An 18699-nucleotide genomic window follows, 5' to 3' on the forward strand; every position below is an offset into this window, starting at 1 on the left:
CACCGTTCGTGTGCGCGTGCACACGGCGTGTTGCGACCCCTCGCGTGAGAGAGGGATGCGTCAGAGCGAGACGGTCTCGCCGGCGCCGATCTCGTCGTAGTCGACATCCTTGGTCTCGGGGGAGAGGAGGAGTGCGATGAAGGTCAGCACTCCCATGACGGAGAGGTAGACGCCCACCAGCCATGGGCTGCCGCCGGCCGCTGCCCACAACGCCACCGCGACGATGGGGGCCAGGGCGGCTCCCAGGATCGAGGAGACGTTGTACGAGACCGCCGAGCCGGTGTAGCGCACCTGCGTCGGGAAGAGCTCTGGCAGCACCGCGCCCATCGGACCGAAGGTGGCCCCCATGAGCATGAAGCCGAAGATGAGGAAGGCCTGTACGAGCGCCCCCGTGAACTTCGGGTCCACCTGCGGCATCAGGAAGATGTTGAACGTCAGGCCGAACACGATGATCGCTCCCGTGATCCACAGCAGGAGCTTGCGGCGCCCGATCGCGTCGGCGACAGGGCCGGACAGCAGCGTGAAGATGCCGAAGAAGACGACGCCGACGATCTGCATGATCACGAAGTCGGTGTATCCGAATCCGAGTCCGGCGATGTACGTCGATGGGTCGAAGGCGGTGCCGGATGCCTCGGCCGCCGCCTGCGCGGTCTCAGCCGTGGCCTTGGTGCCGTACGACAGCGTGAAGCTGGTCATCAGGTAGAAGAGCACGTAGGTGGCCAGCATGATGAACGTGCCGAGAATCAGCTGCCACCAGTGACGGCGAAGGGCGGCGCCGAGGGGGAACTTGCGGAGGGTCCCGGTCTTCTCGGCGCGGGTGAAGGACTCCGACTCGACCAGGCGCAGACGCACCCAGAGCCCGATGATCACCATGACGGCCGAGAACAGGAACGGCACCCGCCAGCCCCAGGCGAGGAACTCGTCCGAGCGCTGCGCGGCGGACTCGGGGTGGGGGAGGAGGAAATTGATCGAGAGGAAGATCCCGTTTGCGATGATGAAGCCGATGGGCGCTCCCAGCTGCGGGAATGTCCCGTACCAGGCGCGCTTGCCCGCCGGTGCGTTCTCGGTCGCCACCAGTGCCGCGCCCGACCACTCGCCGCCGAGTGCGAATCCCTGGGCGAGGCGCAGGATCAGCAGCAGCATGGTCGCCCAGACGCCGATCTCGTTGAAGGTGGGCAGGAGCCCGATCGCGAAGGTCGCGATGCCCATGGTCAGCAACGATGCGACCAGCGTCGCCTTGCGGCCGAAGCGGTCGCCGAAGTGCCCGAAGATGACCGCTCCGAGCGGGCGGGCGACCATCGCGGCGCCGAAGACGGCGAACGAGGCCAGCAGCGACGTCGTCTCGTTGCCGGTGGGGAAGAAGAGGGTGGGGAAGACCAGGACCGCCGCGGTCGCGTACACGTAGAAGTCGTAGAACTCGATGGTGGTGCCTACGAGGCTGGCGGTGATGACCCGGCCGCGCGGGTTGGCGGGGGCGGAGCTGGACGGAGCGGATACAGAAGTGCTCATGACTGCCTGTCGGAGATGCGAAAAGAGGCGGCGTCCAGATCAGACGCGGGCGGTGGTGGGCCTCCAGGCGAGGATGGTGCGCAGAAGGCACCTCGCTGTGTCACCGTCGCGCCGGCGGGGTGGCCGGCGCACAACCGACGATTCTACGCCGATTCGCGGCATCCAGGCTCGCGCGGGCAGGAAATGCGACCCGCGAACGCGATCAGTGCCAGAGCGTGGCGATCGCGGCGTTCGCGAACGTCAGGATGCCGACCAGCCAGAAGAGCGCGGGCGGGGTGGCGCCGGTCTTGCGCTGACGGCCCATGCCGATGCCGAGGAGGGCGCCGATCACGAGCAGGATGACGAGTTTCGTACCGATCTTGACGTAGTCGAGCTCCTGTCCCGGGTAGAGCCCGAACGGCGCGGAGAGGATGATGCCGCCGACGGCCGCGATCAGCAGGCCCCAGTTCATGAGGTTGGTCAGGCGCCGCTGGCCGTTCACCACCTGGACCACCCACGCGCCGAACAGGATCGCGAAGCCGGTGAGGTGCACGAGAAGGACGGCGTGACGAAGGATCTCCATGCGCCCAGCGTACCTTACGGGCTACTGAAGGTGGATGGATCAGCCGCGGATGTCGCGGAGGGTGAGAGCCGCGCGCACCGCCGCGTCGGCGGCCTCGTAGCCCTTGTCCTCGTGCGAGCCGGGCAGTCCCGCACGGTCCAGACCCTGCTGCTCGTCATCGAGGGTCAACACGCCGAAGCCGACGGGCTTGCCGGTGTCGAGGGCGACACGGGTCAGGCCGTCGGTCGCGGCAGAGGAGACGAAGTCGAAGTGCGGGGTTCCGCCGCGGATGATGACCCCGAGGGCGACGACCGCGTCATCGCCGGCATCCAGCGCCGCCTGTGCGACTACGGGCAACTCGAACGAACCGGGCACGCGGACGAGGCGGTGACGGACGCCCGCAGCAGTCAACGCCCGCGTGGCGCCGTCGATGAGTCCGTCGGTGATCACCTCGTGCCACGACCCGGCGACGATCGTGATCGTGAGGCCGCTCCCGTCGGGCGGGGTCTGGGTGGTCGGGCTTCCGCTGCCGCTCATCGGGTGTTCTCCTTCTGGCTCACGCCTGTGCCTTCCTCCTGGCTCACGGCTGGGTCCCTTCTCCCGCCAGCGCGCGGTTCAGCGCATCCAGCTCGATCGTGTGTCCCATGCGCGCCGCCTTGGTCGTCAGGTACTGGTGATTGTTCGGACCGACGCCGACCAGGAGTGGCACCTGCTCGATGACCTCCACGCCCAAGACCCCGAGCTGGCTCACCTTGTCGGCGTTGTTCGTGAGCAGACGCACCTTCTCGATACCGAGATCGGCGAGGATGCCGGCGGCGGCCGCGTAGTCGCGAGCGTCCGCGGGGAAGCCGAGCGCGAGATTCGCGTCGACGGTGTCCAGCCCTTCCTCCTGCAGGCTGTACGCACGGAGCTTGTTGATCAGGCCGATCCCGCGTCCTTCGTGGCCGCGCATGTAGATGACGACGCCGCCCTCGCGGGCGATCGCGTCCATCGCGGCATCCAGCTGCGGGCCGCACTCGCATTTGAGCGAGCTGAAGGCCTCTCCCGTCAGGCACTCCGAGTGCACGCGCACCAGGGGCGCGTCGGCACGGAGGTCTCCGGCGACGACGGCGATGTGGTCGGTGCCCGTCATCCGGTCCTTGTAGGCGAGGAACCGGAACACACCGTGGGCGGTGGGTACCGTCGCCTCGGCGCGCAGACTGACGCGCCGAGGCGACGGTGCCGCGGCGGCCGCATCGCGCGGCTCGTGCTCGTCGAGGTAGGCAGCCAGCTGCTCGATCGTGATGACCGGAATGCCCTCGCGCTCGCCGAGCGCGAGCAGGCCCGGCATCCGCATCATCGAGCCGTCCTCGTCGACGACCTCGGCGATCGCACCGACTGGCTGCAGTCCGGCCAGGCGCGTCAGCTCAACGGCGGCTTCGGTGTGTCCGCCGCGCTCGCGGACGCCTCCGGCTACGGCGCGCAACGGCAGAATGTGGCCGGGGCGGATCACGCTCGACGGCGTCGAGTCGGGGTCGGACAGCACATTCAGCGTGTGCGCACGGTCACTTGCGCTGATCCCGGTGGTGACATTCTGGGCGGCGTCGACCGAGACGGTGTAGGCGGTGCTGCGCGCATCCTCGTTCACGGCGACCATCGGCGGGAGGTCGAGACGATCCGCCCACTCCGCCGGCATCGGCGCGCAGACGAAGCCGCTGGACCAGCGCACCATCCATGCGACGGCCTCGGGCGTCGCTTTCTCGGCGGACAAGACGATGTCGCCCTCGTTCTCGCGGTTCTCGTCATCGGCGACGAGGACCGGCCGACCCTCACGCAGCGCATCGAGAGCGGTGGAAATGGGGGAAAGGCTCACCGTGAGCCTCCTTCACTCGGGGTGGCAGGAGCCGTGGCGGAGAAGGCCATCAGGCGCTGGACGTGACGCGCGAGGATGTCGGTCTCGAGGTTGACGAGGTCGCCGACCTGCGCGGTGCCGAGGGTCGTCGCCGCGAGGGTCTCGGGGATGAGGGAGATCTCGAACCACTGCTCGGTCTCATCGGCGTCGCTGATGGCGCTGACGGTGAGCGAGATGCCCTCGACGGCGATCGACCCCTTGTCGACGATGAGTGGCGCCAGCGTGAGCGGGACAGTCACGCGGACGACCTGCCACTGCCCGCCGGGGCGGATCTGCGAGATCTCACCGGTCCCGTCGATGTGGCCCTGCACGATGTGGCCGCCCAGCCGCCCGTCGCTTGTGGTGGCTCGCTCGAGGTTCACCCTGTCGCCCGCGCTCAGCGCGCCCAGCGTCGACATGTCCAGGGTCTGACGCATCACATCGGCGGTGAAGCCCTCCGTCGAGTACGCGACGACGGTCAAGCACACACCGCTGACGGCGATGGAGTCGCCGTGCGCGGCATCCGTCACCACCAGGGGCGCCTGCAGGGTGAGGCGCAGGCCGTCGCCGGCGGGCTCGACGCTCGTGACGGTGCCGATTTCTTCGATGAGTCCGGTGAACATGGTGCTACCTCGCGGGGCTGGGGATGGGGACGGGCGTCGAGACGAGCAGGATGTCGTCACCGAGACGCTCGACGGACTGCAGCGCGAGCCGAGGGGCCGCGCCGATGGTGTCGACGCCGATGGCGCCGATCGCGGGATGATCTCCCGACTCGCCGGAGCCGAGCAGCACCGGCGCGACGTAGGTCAGGATCTCGTCGACGAGTCCGGCGCGGATGAAGGCGCTGGCCAGCGTCGGGCCGCCTTCGACGAAGACGCGTTGTACGCCGGCCTGTCGAAGGTGTGCGAGTACTCCGGGCAGATCTCGCCCGGAGTACTGCTCGAAGGGCTTCGGATGCCGGCGCAGCAGCGCGCCCTCCGGAACCTCTCGCTCACCGATCACCACCGGTGTGGGCTGGTCGGGCAGCAGGTCCCCTTCGGGCGTGCGTGCGGTGAGGGCGGGGTCGTCGGCCAGGACCGTGCCGGTGCCGGCGACGATGGCGTCGGCCAGCGCCCGGCGGCGGTGGACGTCCGCGCGGGATGCGGGTCCCGTGATCCACTGGCTCGTGCCGTCGGCCGCGGCCACGCGCCCATCCAGGCTCTGCGCCCACTTGACCGTGACGTGCGGGCGGCCCAGACGTTGCACGGCGAGCCACGAGTCGATGACCTCGCGCGCCTGGTCCCCGAGGACACCCGAGACGACATCCACTCCCGCGGCCCGCAGGCGGTCGGCGCCGTGGGAGGAGTCATCGCCGGGGTCGTCAACGGCGTAGACCACCCGGGAGATGCCGGCGTCGATGAGCGCCTGTGCGCAGGGACCGGTGCGTCCTGTGTGGTTGCACGGCTCGAGCGAGACGACGGCCGTCGCTCCCCGCGTCTGTTCGGGGCGCAGCTTCGAGAGCGCGTCGACCTCCGCATGCGCGGTGCCCGAGCCCCGGTGCCACCCTTCGGCGAGCACGTCGCCGGCCGGCGAGAGGATCACGGCGCCGACCTGAGGATTGAATCCGCGGGGGCCGTTCGCGGCCACGGCGAGGGCGCGTCGCATCGCGGCGATCTCGTTGGGGTGGGCCGTCACTTGTTTCTCCGCTCGAGTGCACCGAGGGAGGGCTGGCAACGCGCGATCGCGTAGCCCGTGCACCCTCCCATCCGGACTGACGACGTGTGTCACGTCGCATCACCGTCGGTCCCGGAATTTCACCGGATCGGCCGCTGCGCCATCCTCATCGGATACCGCCGCGGTTCGCGGACTGTCACCGCCGGTTCGGATTCTCACCGACCCCGGAGCACGATTGCTTGTTCGTATTCTACTCAACGCGCGTGCTTCTGGGTCATTCCCGTGAGTTTCGAGTGCGGCGCCGCCGTGCACGAGCGCGGCAATACGCTGGGGACAGGAGGGTGCATGCAGCGCACGATGTTCGCACGGCTGGCCGAACGTCCGAGAGCGGACGTCCTGATCATCGGCGGAGGGATCAACGGGCTCGCGACCCTTCGCGATCTTGCGATGCAGGGGGTGGATGTCGCGCTCGTCGAGCGCGCGGACTTCGCGGGCGGCGCCTCAGCGGCCTCGTCGCACATGATCCACGGCGGCATCCGCTATCTCGAGAACGGCGAGTTCCGTCTTGTGCACGAGGCCGTGACCGAGCGCAACAGCCTGCTGCAGACCGCGCCGCACTACGTGAGGCCACTGGCGACGACCATTCCCATCTTCTCGACCTTCTCGGGCGTTCTGAGCGCACCGCTGCGGTTCCTCCGGCACGGTGCCGGACGTCGCACCGAGCGCGGGGCGGTGCTGATCAAGATCGGGCTGGAGATCTACGACTCGTTCTCACGCGGAGGCGGGCGGATCCGGCGTCACGCGTTTCACGGCCGACGGAAGTCCCTCCGGATCCTTCCGCAGCTGAACCCCGCCGTGAAGTACACGGCAACCTACGACGATGCCTCCCTGCGAGAGCCGGAACGACTCGCGCAGGATGTGCTGCGGGACGCGCTCGCCGTGGACGCCGATCACGTCCGCGCCGCGAACTATGTCGCAGCTGTCGGCGTCGAGTCCGGCACGGTGGTGCTCGAAGACCTTGAGACCGGAGAGCGGGTGCCGTTCTCGGCATCCGTCGTCATCAATGCCTCCGGACCGTGGACCGACCTCACCAACGCCGAGCTCGGCGATCCCTCCCGGCGAATGGGCGGGACCAAGGGGTCGCACATCGTGCTCGATCACCCGCAGCTGCGTGATGCGACGGCGGGGCGGGAGATCTTCTTCGAGCACCGCGACGGCAGGATCGTGCTCATCTACCCGCTGCACGACCGTGTGCTGGTGGGGACCACCGATCTCGAGCACGACATGAGCGAGCCGGCGGTGTGCACGGAGGAGGAGGTCGACTACTTCATCGACCTCATCGCTCACGTGTTTCCCGGCATCCGCGTCGATCGGAGCCACATCGTCTACCGGTACTCCGGCGTGCGTCCGCTTCCGGGCCACGGGGATCTCGCCCCCGGCTTCGTGTCGCGTGACTATCGGATCGATGCTGCGCCGCTGCACGGCGACGCGGCGACCACCGTCCTCAGCCTGGTCGGCGGCAAGTGGACGACATTCCGCGCCTCGGCTGAGGCCCTCACCGACCGGGCGCTGGAGACGCTCGGGCGGCCTCGTGCTCGCTCGACGCGCGGGGTGCCGTTCGGTGGCGGAGCGGGCTATCCGCGCACGCGGGTGGCGTGGGACGCGTGGGTCGCGGAGCACCGCGGTGCGCTCTCGGACGATGAGGCGGTGCGATACCTCGCCCGCTACGGCACCGTTGCCGCGGACTACCTCGCAGCGATCGCGGCCGACGCCGATGACCGAGCGCTCGTCACCCTTCCCGACTTCCATAGCGCCGAGCTGCGTCACCTCGCCCGCTCCGAGCATGTCGAGCATCTGGACGATGTGCTGATGCGCCGGACCAACCTCGCCTTCACCGGCCGTGCGACGACCGACGCGGTCACGGAGATCGCGCAGACGATCGCGCCCGTGCTGGGCTGGGACAGCGAGCGTCTGGTCCACGAGATCGACCGTGCACGCACTCGTATCCATGCCGCCGACCCCACCTGGGTCCCGGTCACGACCGGCTAATCTGGCGGCGCAGCACCGGCGATCCGCGCGTTGAACATTCCTGAGGAGGCATCGTGGCCGACTTCGTCCTGGCGATTGATCAGGGCACGACATCCACACGCGCGATCGTGTTCGATCGCGGCGGGGCCGTTGTGCAGGTGGCTCAGCGAGAGCACGAGCAGATCTTCCCCCATGCCGGCTGGGTCGAGCATGACCCGCTCGAGATCTGGACCAACACCGAGTGGGTGATCTCCGCCGCGATCTCCCGCGCGCGACTTCGTGCGGCAGACATCGCCGCGGTGGGGGTCACCAACCAGCGGGAGACCGTCATCGTCTGGGACAGGCGGACCGGCCAGCCGGTTCACCACGCGCTCGTCTGGCAGGACACCCGCACGCAGCCACGGGTCGACGCGATGGCCGCGGAGGGCGGAGCGGATCGCTTCGCCGAGGTCACCGGACTTCCGCTGGCGACGTACTTCTCGGCATCCAAGATCGCCTGGCTGCTCGACAATGTGCCGGGTGCTCGCGCGGATGCCGAGGCCGGCCATCTGCTGTTCGGTACCCCCGACTCGTGGGTGGTGTGGAACCTCACGGGCGGATCCCGCGGCGGCGTCCACGTCACCGATGTGACCAACGCGTCCCGGACCTTGCTGATGGATCTGCGGACGTTGGACTGGTCGGAGGAGTTGCTGGCGATCTGGCGAATCCCTCGGGCCATGATGCCCGCGATCCGATCTTCGTCCGACGTCGTCGGTGAGATGGCCATGCCGGGCGCCGCCCGCGAGCTGCCCATCGCCGGCATTCTCGGTGACCAGCAGGCAGCGACGTTCGGGCAGGCGGCATTCGAGGCGGGGGAGTCGAAGAACACGTACGGAACCGGAAACTTCCTGCTCGTCGGCACCGGCACCGACATCGTCCGATCGCAGCACGGGCTCATCACCACCGTCGCATACCGAATCGGGAATGAACCGGCCCGCTACGCGCTCGAAGGCTCGATCGCCGTGACCGGGTCACTCGTCCAGTGGCTGCGCGACAACCTCGGCATCATTCAGACGTCGCAGGATGTCGAACTGCTGGCCGGACAGGTCGCCGACAACGGCGGCGCATACTTCGTCCCCGCGTTCTCGGGTCTGTTCGCACCGTACTGGCGCCCGGATGCGCGCGGTGCGATCGTCGGGCTCACGCGCTACGTCACCCGCGCTCACATCGCGCGGGCGGCACTGGAGTCGACCGCGTTCCAGACGCGCGACGTCGTCGATGCCACCGTCGGCGATACGGGACGCGCGCTGACCGAGCTGCGGGTCGACGGGGGGATGACCCGGAACGACCTGCTCATGCAGTTCCAGGCGGACATCCTCGGAATCCCCGTCATCCGGCCGAAGGTCGTCGAGACGACTGCGCTCGGAGCGGCCTACGCGGCCGGCCTTGCCGTCGGTGTGTGGAAGGACCTTGCCGAGCTGCGGTCGCACTGGCAGGAGGACCGCCGGTTCGAGCCTTCGATGAGCGAGGACGAGCGCCGCATGCGCTACGGCCAGTGGCAGAAGGCGGTCACGAAGTCCCTGGGATGGGTCGACAACGACGCCCGCACGCTCATGGGAACCGCCGGAACCTGAGTCTCTACTTGAGGAGGCGCGAGAGGCGGCGGTCGGCGAGCAGTTTTCCGCCGGTCTGACACGTCGGGCAGTACTCGAGTGAGTTATCGGCGAAGAAGACGCTGCGGATGTCGTCTCCGCAGACGGGGCACGCCTGACCTCGGCGGCCGTGCACGGCCATCCCCCGGCGTTTCGCGTCCTTGAGTTCGGCGGGCGGCTTGCCGGTCGCTTCGGTGACGGCATCGGTGAGGGTTTCGCGCATCGCGGCGTACAGGACGTCGAGGTCGGTGTCAGTGAGGGTTGCGGCCAGCGCGTAGGGCGACATCCGGGCGGCATGCAGGATCTCGTCGGAGTACGCGTTTCCGATGCCGGCGATGATCGACTGGTCGCGCAGGACGCCCTTGATCTGCGTGCGGCGGCCCGCGAGCAGGTCGGCGAGCGCATCACGGGTGAAGCTCGGATCGAGCGGGTCCGGCCCCAGCCGAGCGACTCCGGGGACATCCGCCGGGTCACGGACGACGTACGCGGCGAGCGACTTCTTGGTGCCGGCCTCGGTCAGATCGAAACCGGAGCCGTCGTCGAACCCGACCCGCAGCGCGATCGGGGACCGGCCCGGCTTGATCACCGTTGTCGGCAGTGTGTCGTGCCAGCGGAGCCAACCTGCCTTGGCGAGGTGGCACACCAGGTGGATGTCGACCGCGCCGTCTTCAGAGGTCGCCGCCGCGATATCCACGAACTTTCCGTGACGGTCGATGCCGACAACGGCCGCCCCCTTGAGCGCATCGACCGGTGGGTCGTACGTCTTGAGTGCCGAAAACCCCGTCACCGACACCCGCGAGATGCGCAGGCCGATGATCCTCGACGAGAGGAAATCGACCAGACCCTGCACCTCGGGCATCTCCGGCATGCGGCCATCCTGCCACCGGTCACGGACACGGGGGAGTCAATCCCCGAGCGGAGGCCAGGGTTGGGGCGTACGGTCGTCGGTCGTGAGGATGCCCGAGACCCAGGCATCCTCGCGACCGCGAGGGCTGTAGAGCGCGAGGCGGAGGATGCCCTCGTACCGGAAGCCGAGGGAGCGGGCCACGCCCGCGGATGCGACGTTACCGACGACGGCGCGCCACTCGATCCGCTGCAGGTCGAAGTGCTGGAACCCGGCATCGATCACCGCGCGGCCGGCTTCGGTGCTGACGCCGATGCCGCGCGCTTCGGGCGCGATCCAATAGCCGAACTTGGCGGCGCCGAGCGAGATCTTGTGCAGGCCGATCATGCCGACGAGTTTCCCGCCGAGGCGGATCGCCCAGTTCGCTTCGCTGCCGTCGGCCCACCACTCCGGAATCAGGGCGACGAAGTTCTCGGCGTCGGCCCGGGTGTAGGGCGAGGGCACGGTCGTATAGCGCTGGATCGCGTCATCCTGACACGCCTCGTATAGCGCGTCGATGTCGGCCTCCGTCGGCGGAGAGAGCTCCAACCGTTCGGTACGCAGCACGATCACATCCACCCCACGACTGTACCTGCGGGCGCGGCAGGGCTTGCGTCTCGTACCGTCCTCAGGGTCGAATGGTGCCGTACTCAGGCTGTGTGCGCTGCGGGCAAACCCACCGCTGCGTCATTACGGGCCAGTTGCTGTGCAATCGCACCTCCCAGCCTGAGTCGTGGTTGCTGGTGCGCTGTCGGCTTTCCTCCCCAGGCTCGGTATCGCCGTCGCCGTTCTCGTCGTGTAGGCGGTGTGGCCTCTCGCTACGATCCGCGCAGCGAGGGTGGCCCTGTGCATGCTGACTTTCTCACACGAGCCGAGCTGATCGCCGACGGGATGTCTCGCCATTCCGTCGAGGAGGCCGTGCGTTCGGGTGAATTGATCCGCGCCCGGCGCGATCGATACGTCACCCCTGACGCGCCCGAACCGATCGTGCAGGCGGTTCGGGTGGGCGGCCAGCTCACCTGCCTCTCACTCCTTGAGTTGCATGGGGTCTATGTCCTGAAGAACACAAGACTGCACGTCCACATGAAGGCGAACGCGAGTCGGATGCGCTCGCCTGATTCGCGGTGGGTCAGGCTCGCCGACAGGTCCACGCGCGCTCCTGTGCTGCACTGGACACCCCGCGCGCTCCGTGTCGGGCAGGAGATGTGTGCCCCGCTCACCGTGGCGCTCGCCCACTCGGTGCTCTGCCAGGGTCCACGCGCGGCGGTGGCGTCCATCGATAGTGCGCTGCATCGCGGAATCGTCGATGGTGCAGACATCGCCGAGGTGTTCTCGCTGCTCCCTCAGAAGTTCGCCGTTCTTCGGCCGCTGATCGACTCGAGCGCAGAATCTGGTCCCGAAACGTTCATGCGGCTCATCCTGCGCTCCTTGGGATGCGGCTTCGAAGCGCAGGTGGTGATCGGTGGGGTCGGACGTGTGGACTTTCTCGTCGACGGATGGCTGGTGGTCGAGTGCGACAGTCGTGCTCACCACTCGGAGTGGGCGGCGCAGGTGAAGGATCGTGAGCGTGACCTCGCGCTCGCGGCCCTGGGGTATGCACGCATCCGACCGACGGCGGCGATGATCACCGAGACTCCGGGTCGCGTCGCCGCCGCAGTCGTGGGAATGCTGAAGCGTCGTCGTTGACTTCCTGCGTCCAGGTCAGTTGGAGGTGTGTCAACCTGCCGTACTCAGGCTATGAGCAGACATCCAATACCAAGCACCCCGGTTCGACGCGGCCGGCGGGCACTGACGCGGTCTGCCAGCCTGAGTACGGCAGGGAAGACCCACGAGCAGAGGCCGAGTGGATGCCGACCCGGCGGGACCTCGCAGGTGGATGCCGTGCCGTGCCGCGCCGCGGCGCGCGGCGGGAAGAAAGCGCGCGGGGCGGCCGGTCAGACGCGGCGGAGGAGGCCGATCTTGTCGTAGACGTCGGCGAGGGTCGTGTTGGCGACCTCCTCGGCGCGGGCGGCGTTGGCGGCCAGCACCCGGTCGAGTTCGGCGGGGTCATCGAGCAGCTCCAGGGCGCGGTTGCGCACGGGCTCGAACTCGCCGACCACGACCTCGGCCAGGCCCTTCTTGAAGTCCCCGTAGCCGCGACCGGCGTACTCGTCCTCGATCGACGGGATCTGGCGGCCGGTCAGTGCCGCGTAGATCACCAGCAGATTCGAGACGCCGGGCTTGTTCTCCCGGTCGTAGCGGACCGACCCCTCGTTGTCGGTGACGGCGCGCATGATCTTCTTCGCGCTCTTGGCCGGGTCATCGAGAAGCCAGAGAACGCCCGCCTCCGACTCCGCGGACTTCGACATCTTGGCGGTCGGGTTCTGCAGATCGTAGATGCGCGCGGTGTCCTGCTGGATGACCGGCATCGGCACCCGGAACGCCTCGCCGTAGCGGCCGTTGAACCGCTCCGCCAGGTCGCGCGTGAGCTCCACGTGCTGCTTCTGATCGTCGCCCACCGGCACGATGTCGGTCTGGTACAGCAGGATGTCGGCGGCCATCAGCACCGGGTAGGTGAACAGCCCGACGGATGTCGCGTCCGTGCCATAACGCTGCGACTTGTCCTTGAACTGGGTCATGCGCCCGGCTTCACCGAAGCCGGTGAGGGTCGAAAGGATCCACGCGAGCTCCGCGTGCGCGGGTACGTGCGACTGCACGTACAGTGTCGACTTGGACGGCTCGATGCCGGCGGCGATGTACTGGGCCGCGGTGCGACGCGTCTTCGCGCGGAGCTCGGCGGGGTCGTTCGGCTGGGTGAGGGCGTGCAGGTCGACGACCGAGAAGAATGCTTCGTAGGCCTCCTGCAGGTCCCGCCACTGCATGAGCGCCCCGATGTAGTTGCCGATCTGAAGCGAGTCGGCGGAGGGCTGCATTCCGGAGTACAGGCGGGGCTTGTTCACCCGATGAGTCTAGTCCGGCGCTCCACGTCCTTCCGCGGCCGACTGCGACAGGAGGTGCGCTCAGGTGCCGTTCGACATCCTCGGCTGCTGCGCGCGGCGCCGCCTACAGTCCGAGTGTGTAGTCGACCACGACCGGCGCATGGTCACTCCAGCGCTCGGCGTACGAGGCTGCGCGATCGACGCGGTACGCCGAGACCCGCGCTGCCAGCTCCGCGGTCGCGAGGTGGTAGTCGATGCGCCATCCGGTGTCGTTGTCGAAGGCCTGTCCGCGGTTCGACCACCACGTGTAGGGCCCGTCGACCTCACCCGCCCAGGTGCGACCGACATCCACCCACCCGAGACCGGTGCCTTCGGTCTCGTCGATGCACTGCACGGTCTGTCCCGCGGGTCCGGTGAAGCGATCGAGATACGCGCGCTCGCGGCGAAGGAAGCCGGCCTTCTTGAGATTGCCTTTCCAGTTGCGGATGTCGAGCTCGCGGTGTCCGACGTTGAAATCGCCCATCACCACGGCCAACGGTGAATGCTCGGCCAGAACCGGCAACCGTGCCTCCATCGCGTCGAGGAACGCGTACTTCGCCTCCTGCTTGGGGGTGCCGTCCTCACCCGAGTGGACGTAGGCGCTGACCACCGTCAGCGGCTCGCCGTCGACATCGAAGTCGGCCTCGATCCAGCGGCCGGACTGATCGAGCGGTTCAGGTCCGAGTACCGATCGCGAGGCCATCGGCGCGACACGACTCGCGATCGCCACACCGGAACGGCCCTTCTGGTGCGACTCGTGGTGGACGATCTCCCAACCGGGCAGACACTTTTCGAGGTCGGCGTCGCCGGCGCGCACCTCTTGCAGGGTCAGGATGTCGACATCCGCCGTCTCCAGCCATCCGCCCATTCCGTTGCGGACCGCCGCGCGGATCCCGTTGACGTTGACCGAGGCGATGCGGATGGTTCGAGGCACCCGAACAGCCTAGGCGCCCCGGCAGACAGCGCCCGACTCAGACGAAGCCGTCGAGCGCGCTCGGTCTCTTCAGAGGCGGGGGAGCGGATGCTTCCACCTCGTCGAGCTCATCCCGGGCACGCCGCACGTCGCGGTCGGCTCGCCAGCGGCGGTACCACGGCGCCACGTCCCGCGCGGCCTCGGCGGTGCGAAGACGCACCTGCGCCGCAAGCAGCAGTGCGGCGTGTTCCTCTGCGAGCCGCTCGGCTTCGGTCTTGGGCACCAGCGCCACGTTGTCGTCTCGAGCACTCACGGCGATCCAGGCCGCCCCCACGAGCATGACGATCCCCGTCAGACGGAACCACAGCAGAAGACCGACGAACAGTGCGAAGGTGGCCAGCAACGCGTTGGTGGGGGTGTAGCTCAGCAGCCACCCGCCGCCCAACTGGAGCACGGTCGTGGCGGCTCCCGCCAGGAGGGAGCCGGGCCAGACCCGCCGCCATCGCAGGCTCGTTCCGGTGAGGAATCGGAACATGGCCGCCAGCGCTGCGGCGTTGACGGCGAAAGCGATCAGCAGCGTGCCGACCCGCACGCCGCCCGAGACCCACCAGGATGTCGTGTCGAGGCCGAGCAGCTCGAAGATGGTCGTGAGTGCCCAGGTGCCCGCGGCGCCGAGCGCTCCGCCGATGAGAAGAGCGATGCCGAACGTGAGTGCGGCGACGAAATCGCCGGCCTTGAGCAGCAGGTAGGGGCGCCGATCCGGCGGAAGGCCGAACATCTCGCGGACCGCGCGCCGTGAGAAGGTCACCCACCCGATCGCCGTCCAGATCAAGGCGCCCAGGGCGATCAGACCCGTGATCCCGAAGACACCCGCCGACTGGGCGGCGATCTGCTGGACAGCGTCCGGCGAGATCGGGCCCTCGTCATCGATGAGGCCGGGGAGGTAGAGGTCGATGAGGTTGATGAGACCTTGAACGGCATCCGCGCTCGCGCCGAGCCAGATCCCTGCGAGTGCGAAGGCGACGTAGACAGCCGCGAAGATGGCGAAGAGAGCTTGGTAGCTGACCCCGGCCGCGAGCAGGAAGCCGTTGTTGATCAGGAAGGTGCGCCAGACGCGAACCGGGAACCACGCGAGGGTCTCTCGTGTCACCCGGGTCGCGAACGAGATCGGCTGCTCGAACCGGTCCCTGAGCTCGGCCTGTGTGGCATCCCAGCGCGCGCGCAGCGTCTGCTCGTGCGCCTCCGCTTCGCGCGCGGAATCGCGCACGTGCGGGTCGTCGGGAGTAGTCACACCTCCACGCTACCCAGAGTGTCGTTCGCTGCCGACCGGCCTGCCCGCACTGAAGTCCGTGACGACGCCGCCGCGCGCGACGTGGACGAGGTCGGGCGGACGCCCCGCGGCATCCGCGAAGCCTGCGGCAGCCAGCAGCCCATCGTCGATTCGCTCCAGGATGCCGCGCTCGACCGGCCACGGGGCGTGCACGTTGCGCGCGTAGATTGTGCGGCCGTAGGTGCGCTCGTGGAAGCCCCATCGGGCGGTGAGGAAGGTCGCCAGGTCGGAGTCATCGCGCTCGCCGGCGGCGCGCACGGTGAATCGGCTGCGGGTGTGGGTGCGACCGTGCCGCAGCACCGCGTAGTCGAAGACATCCCCGCCGCGGCGAACTCCCGTGCGCGCCCAGATGTAGGGCAGAGAGAACATCGCGCGCGCGGCGAGGACCGGCAGAAGCCGGTGCGCGTCGAGGGAGCAGAACACCACGCCCCGGTTGCCGTCGTCGTCGATCGTGTACAGCCGGACGTTGACCTCGGCGAAGGTGCCGAGGACGGGGACCGGCGGCAGCGGCAGGAACCGATGGTCGCCCAGAACGAACCCCACCAGCCCAACCCAGCTCGTCCCCTCGAACTCGTCGGGGTGCACTCCCTGCGGCAGATGCGGGCGCACCAGCTCGGTGTCGACCTGCCAATGCAGGAACGACACGTCGCTCCAGGTCTGTCGCACGATCGCACGCCCCGGCAGGGGAGGAGCGACCCGGCTGACAGGTGAGGTCATGACCGCGGGATGCCTCGACTCACAACCGCGGACCGCTCAGCCGCGCAGGACGGCTTGCTTGACCTCGGCGATCGCCTTGGTCACTTCGATGCCGCGAGGGCAGGCCTCGGTGCAGTTAAAGGTCGTGCGGCAGCGCCACACGCCTTCCTTGTCGTTGAGGATGTTCAGGCGCACGTCCGCAGCGTCGTCGCGCGAGTCGAAGATGAAGCGGTGCGCGTTGACGATCGCCGCGGGGCCGAAGTACTGGCCGTCGGTCCAGAACACGGGGCACGATGACGTGCACGCGGCGCACAGAATGCACTTGGTGGTGTCGTCGAAGATCTCGCGATTGGCGATCGACTGGATGCGCTCCTTGCCGGCCTCGGGAGCGGAGCCCGAGATGAGGAAGGGCTGCACCTCGCGGTACGACGCGAAGAAGGGCTCCATGTCGACGACCAGGTCCTTCTCCAGCGGCAGACCCTTGATGGCCTCCACGTAGATCGGCTTCGAGATGTCGAGATCCTTGATGAGCGTCTTGCAGGCCAGACGGTTGCGGCCGTTGATGCGCATCGCGTCGGAGCCGCAGATACCGTGTGCGCAGGAGCGGCGGAAAGTCAGCGACCCGTCGACCTCCCACTTGATCTTGTGGAGGGCGTCCAACACGCGGTCGGTCGGGTACATCTCGACGTCGTAGTCGACCCAGCGCGGTTCTTCGTCGAGCTCCGGGTCGAAGCGGCGGATGATGAAGGTGACGAGGTACGACTGGATCGGGGCTTCGCCCGCGCCGGCGCTCGCTCCGGTGGTGGCATCCTGCTCGACAACAGCTGCCGACATCAGTACTTCCTCTCCAGAGGCGGGTAATTCAACTCGCCCTTCTCGTTCTTGGTGAACACGACGGGCTTCCAATCCAGGCGGATGTGGTCCTCGGGGTCGGGGGAGTGCGGATCCCCGGTGAGGTAGGCCATCGTGTGCTGCATGAAGTTCTCGTCGTCGCGGTCCGGGAAGTCCTCGCGCATGTGGCCGCCGCGGCTCTCCTTGCGGTTGCGGGCGGCGTAGGCGACGATCTCGGCCAGATCCAGCAGGAACCCGAGTTCGACCGCTTCGAGCAGATCGGTGTTGAACCGCGAGCCCTTGTCGTCGACGTGGATGTTCTTGTAGCGCTGGCGCAGATCGTGGATCGTGCCCATGACGTTGGTCAGGGTCTCCTCGGTACGGAACACCTGGGCGTTGGCGTCCATCTCCTCCTGCAGCTTCTTGCGCAGGACCGCGACGCGCTCGGTCCCGGTGTTGTTGCGCAGGCCCTCGATCATCTCGCGGACCTCGGCGGCAGGGTCTTCGGGAAGCGGCACGAAGTCGGCGCTCTGGACGTACTCGACGGCGTTGCGGCCGCTGCGCTTGCCGAAGACGTTGATGTCCAGCAGCGAGTTGGTGCCCAGGCGGTTTGATCCGTGCACCGAGACGCAGGCACACTCGCCGGCGGCGTACAGGCCGGGAACGATCTTGTCGTTGGCCTGCAGCACCTCGCCCTTGATGTTCGTGGGGATGCCGCCCATCGCGTAGTGCGCGGTCGGCATGACGGGCACCGGCTCCACGACCGGGTCGACGCCGAGGTACGTGCGGGCGAACTCGGTGATGTCGGGGAGCTTCGTCTCCAGCACCTCGGCGCCCAGATGCGTGCAGTCGAGGTACACATAGTCCTTGTGGGGGCCGGCGCCGCGTCCTTCGAGCACCTCCTTGACCATGCAGCGGGCGACGATGTCGCGAGGGGCGAGGTCCTTGATGGTGGGGGCGTAGCGCTCCATGAAGCGCTCTCCCGAGGCGTTGCGCAGGATCGCACCCTCGCCGCGCGCACCTTCGGTGAGAAGGATGCCGAGGCCGGCCAGACCCGTCGGGTGGAACTGGAAGAACTCGATGTCCTCCAGCGGCAGGCCCTTGCGCCAGACGATCCCGACGCCGTCACCGGTGAGGGTGTGGGCGTTGGAGGTCGTCTTGTAGATCTTGCCGAAGCCGCCGGTCGCGAAGATCACGGCCTTGGAGTGGAAGACATGCAGCTCACCGGTGGCCAGGTCGTAGGCGACGACGCCGGCGACCTGGGTGTCGCCGTTCTCGTCCTTCACCGTGATGAGGTCCAGGGCGTAGAACTCGTTGAAGAAGTTGATGCCGAGCTTGACGCAGTTCTGGAACAGCGTCTGCAGGATCATGTGACCGGTGCGGTCAGCGGCGTAGCAGGCGCGGCGCACCGGGGTCTTGCCGTGGTCGGCGGTGTGACCGCCGAAGCGGCGCTGGTCGATCTTTCCCTCGGGCGTGCGGTTGAAGGGCAGGCCCATGTTCTCGAGGTCGATGACCGCGTCAATGGCCTCCTTGGCGAGGATCTCCGCGGCATCCTGGTCGACGAGGTAGTCGCCGCCCTTGATGGTGTCGAAGGTGTGCCACTCCCAGGAGTCCTCTTCGACGTTGGCGAGGGCTGCCGCCATCCCGCCCTGCGCCGCCCCGGTGTGGGAGCGGGTGGGGTAGAGCTTCGTGATGACGGCGGTCTTCGCGCCCGGGCCGGCCTCGATTGCCGCGCGCATGCCGGCGCCGCCGGCACCCACGATCACGACGTCGAACTGGTGGTAGTGCACGCCGTCCTTGACGACGCTGGTGCTCTCTGCAGTGCTGGAAGTAGTCACGAGGTGTGCTGTGCTTTCG

Annotated in this window: 17 protein-coding genes and 1 riboswitch; of the genes, 3 read left to right on the top strand and 14 right to left on the bottom strand. The window is 68.1% G+C overall.

Features of this window, described 5'->3' with window-relative positions; all coding sequences use genetic code 11:
* Positions 1–60 precede the first annotated feature (60 nt).
* The 6 genes from ABD206_RS00990 to ribD form a co-directional block, all read right to left on the bottom strand.
* Positions 61–1509 carry an MFS transporter gene (locus tag ABD206_RS00990; protein WP_344067966.1) on the bottom strand — a complete coding sequence of 483 codons (1449 nt, stop codon included), beginning with the start codon at positions 1507–1509 and terminating at the stop codon, positions 61–63.
* A 202-nt stretch (positions 1510–1711) separates the two neighbouring features.
* On the bottom strand, positions 1712–2071 hold the full coding sequence (locus tag ABD206_RS00995) for a Fe-S protein (protein WP_344067968.1): 360 nt from the start codon (positions 2069–2071) through the stop codon (positions 1712–1714).
* A gap of 39 nt (positions 2072–2110) precedes the next feature.
* Positions 2111–2587, bottom strand: a complete 477-nt coding sequence (gene ribH / locus ABD206_RS01000) for a 6,7-dimethyl-8-ribityllumazine synthase (protein ID WP_344067970.1) — start codon at positions 2585–2587, stop codon at positions 2111–2113.
* Between the two features lie 43 nt (positions 2588–2630).
* Positions 2631–3902 carry a GTP cyclohydrolase II gene (ribA, locus tag ABD206_RS01005; protein ID WP_344067972.1) on the bottom strand — a complete coding sequence of 424 codons (1272 nt, stop codon included), beginning with the start codon at positions 3900–3902 and terminating at the stop codon, positions 2631–2633.
* On the bottom strand, positions 3899–4543 hold the full coding sequence (locus ABD206_RS01010; protein ID WP_344067974.1) for a riboflavin synthase: 645 nt from the start codon (positions 4541–4543) through the stop codon (positions 3899–3901). Before ABD206_RS01010 ends, ribA begins: the two co-directional genes overlap by 4 nt.
* Positions 4544–4547: 4 nt before the next feature.
* Entirely contained in the window at positions 4548–5594 is a 1047-nt protein-coding gene (ribD, locus tag ABD206_RS01015; protein ID WP_425561147.1) for a bifunctional diaminohydroxyphosphoribosylaminopyrimidine deaminase/5-amino-6-(5-phosphoribosylamino)uracil reductase RibD, read from the bottom strand.
* A 55-nt stretch (positions 5595–5649) separates the two neighbouring features.
* A riboswitch (FMN riboswitch) is annotated at positions 5650–5810 on the bottom strand.
* Between the two features lie 108 nt (positions 5811–5918).
* Here ribD and ABD206_RS01020 point away from each other — a divergent pair.
* Positions 5919–7622 carry a glycerol-3-phosphate dehydrogenase/oxidase gene (locus ABD206_RS01020; protein WP_344067976.1) on the top strand — a complete coding sequence of 568 codons (1704 nt, stop codon included), beginning with the start codon at positions 5919–5921 and terminating at the stop codon, positions 7620–7622.
* A 53-nt stretch (positions 7623–7675) separates the two neighbouring features.
* On the top strand, positions 7676–9214 hold the full coding sequence (glpK, locus tag ABD206_RS01025; protein WP_344067978.1) for a glycerol kinase GlpK: 1539 nt from the start codon (positions 7676–7678) through the stop codon (positions 9212–9214).
* 4 nt (positions 9215–9218) lie between these two features.
* On the opposite strand, the gene ABD206_RS01030 is transcribed toward glpK, so the two are convergent.
* Positions 9219–10100, bottom strand: a complete 882-nt coding sequence (locus tag ABD206_RS01030) for an Fpg/Nei family DNA glycosylase (protein ID WP_344067980.1) — start codon at positions 10098–10100, stop codon at positions 9219–9221.
* Positions 10101–10136: 36 nt separating this feature from the next.
* Positions 10137–10694 carry a GNAT family N-acetyltransferase gene (locus ABD206_RS01035; RefSeq protein ID WP_344067982.1) on the bottom strand — a complete coding sequence of 186 codons (558 nt, stop codon included), beginning with the start codon at positions 10692–10694 and terminating at the stop codon, positions 10137–10139.
* 267 nt (positions 10695–10961) lie between these two features.
* Here ABD206_RS01035 and ABD206_RS01040 point away from each other — a divergent pair, with 267 nt between their 5' ends.
* Positions 10962–11801: a DUF559 domain-containing protein gene (locus ABD206_RS01040; protein ID WP_344067984.1), complete on the top strand. Its 840-nt coding sequence runs from the start codon at positions 10962–10964 to the stop codon at positions 11799–11801.
* Between the two features lie 248 nt (positions 11802–12049).
* Here ABD206_RS01040 and trpS read toward each other — a convergent pair whose 3' ends face one another.
* The 6 genes from trpS to sdhA form a co-directional block, all read right to left on the bottom strand.
* Entirely contained in the window at positions 12050–13054 is a 1005-nt protein-coding gene (gene trpS / locus ABD206_RS01045) for a tryptophan--tRNA ligase (protein ID WP_344067986.1), read from the bottom strand.
* Positions 13055–13157: 103 nt separating this feature from the next.
* Positions 13158–14006 carry an exodeoxyribonuclease III gene (locus ABD206_RS01050; protein WP_344067988.1) on the bottom strand — a complete coding sequence of 283 codons (849 nt, stop codon included), beginning with the start codon at positions 14004–14006 and terminating at the stop codon, positions 13158–13160.
* Positions 14007–14043: 37 nt separating this feature from the next.
* Positions 14044–15276, bottom strand: coding sequence for a YihY/virulence factor BrkB family protein (locus ABD206_RS01055; RefSeq protein ID WP_344067990.1), 1233 nt, complete (start codon positions 15274–15276; stop codon positions 14044–14046).
* 9 nt (positions 15277–15285) lie between these two features.
* Entirely contained in the window at positions 15286–16032 is a 747-nt protein-coding gene (locus ABD206_RS01060) for a YqjF family protein (protein WP_344067992.1), read from the bottom strand.
* A gap of 36 nt (positions 16033–16068) precedes the next feature.
* Entirely contained in the window at positions 16069–16845 is a 777-nt protein-coding gene (locus ABD206_RS01065) for a succinate dehydrogenase iron-sulfur subunit (RefSeq protein WP_344067994.1), read from the bottom strand.
* Positions 16845–18680, bottom strand: a complete 1836-nt coding sequence (gene sdhA / locus ABD206_RS01070; protein ID WP_344067996.1) for a succinate dehydrogenase flavoprotein subunit — start codon at positions 18678–18680, stop codon at positions 16845–16847. The genes ABD206_RS01065 and sdhA overlap by 1 nt, the downstream gene beginning before the upstream one ends.
* Positions 18681–18699: the final 19 nt, after the last annotated feature.

It is taken from the genome of Microbacterium sediminicola, from assembly GCF_039531125.1.
Lineage (GTDB): Bacteria > Actinomycetota > Actinomycetes > Actinomycetales > Microbacteriaceae > Microbacterium > Microbacterium sediminicola.

Coding starts and splice junctions, on each gene's coding strand:
- ribH (WP_344067970.1), bottom strand. CDS start 2,587: ATGAGCGGCAGCGGAAGCCCGACCACCCAGACCCCGCCCGACGGGAGC.
- ABD206_RS01010 (WP_344067974.1), bottom strand. CDS start 4,543: ATGTTCACCGGACTCATCGAAGAAATCGGCACCGTCACGAGCGTCGAG.
- ABD206_RS01030 (WP_344067980.1), bottom strand. CDS start 10,100: ATGCCGGAGATGCCCGAGGTGCAGGGTCTGGTCGATTTCCTCTCGTCG.
- ABD206_RS00990 (WP_344067966.1), bottom strand. CDS start 1,509: ATGAGCACTTCTGTATCCGCTCCGTCCAGCTCCGCCCCCGCCAACCCG.
- ABD206_RS00995 (WP_344067968.1), bottom strand. CDS start 2,071: ATGGAGATCCTTCGTCACGCCGTCCTTCTCGTGCACCTCACCGGCTTC.
- ABD206_RS01020 (WP_344067976.1), top strand. CDS start 5,919: ATGCAGCGCACGATGTTCGCACGGCTGGCCGAACGTCCGAGAGCGGAC.
- ABD206_RS01060 (WP_344067992.1), bottom strand. CDS start 16,032: ATGACCTCACCTGTCAGCCGGGTCGCTCCTCCCCTGCCGGGGCGTGCG.
- ABD206_RS01065 (WP_344067994.1), bottom strand. CDS start 16,845: ATGTCGGCAGCTGTTGTCGAGCAGGATGCCACCACCGGAGCGAGCGCC.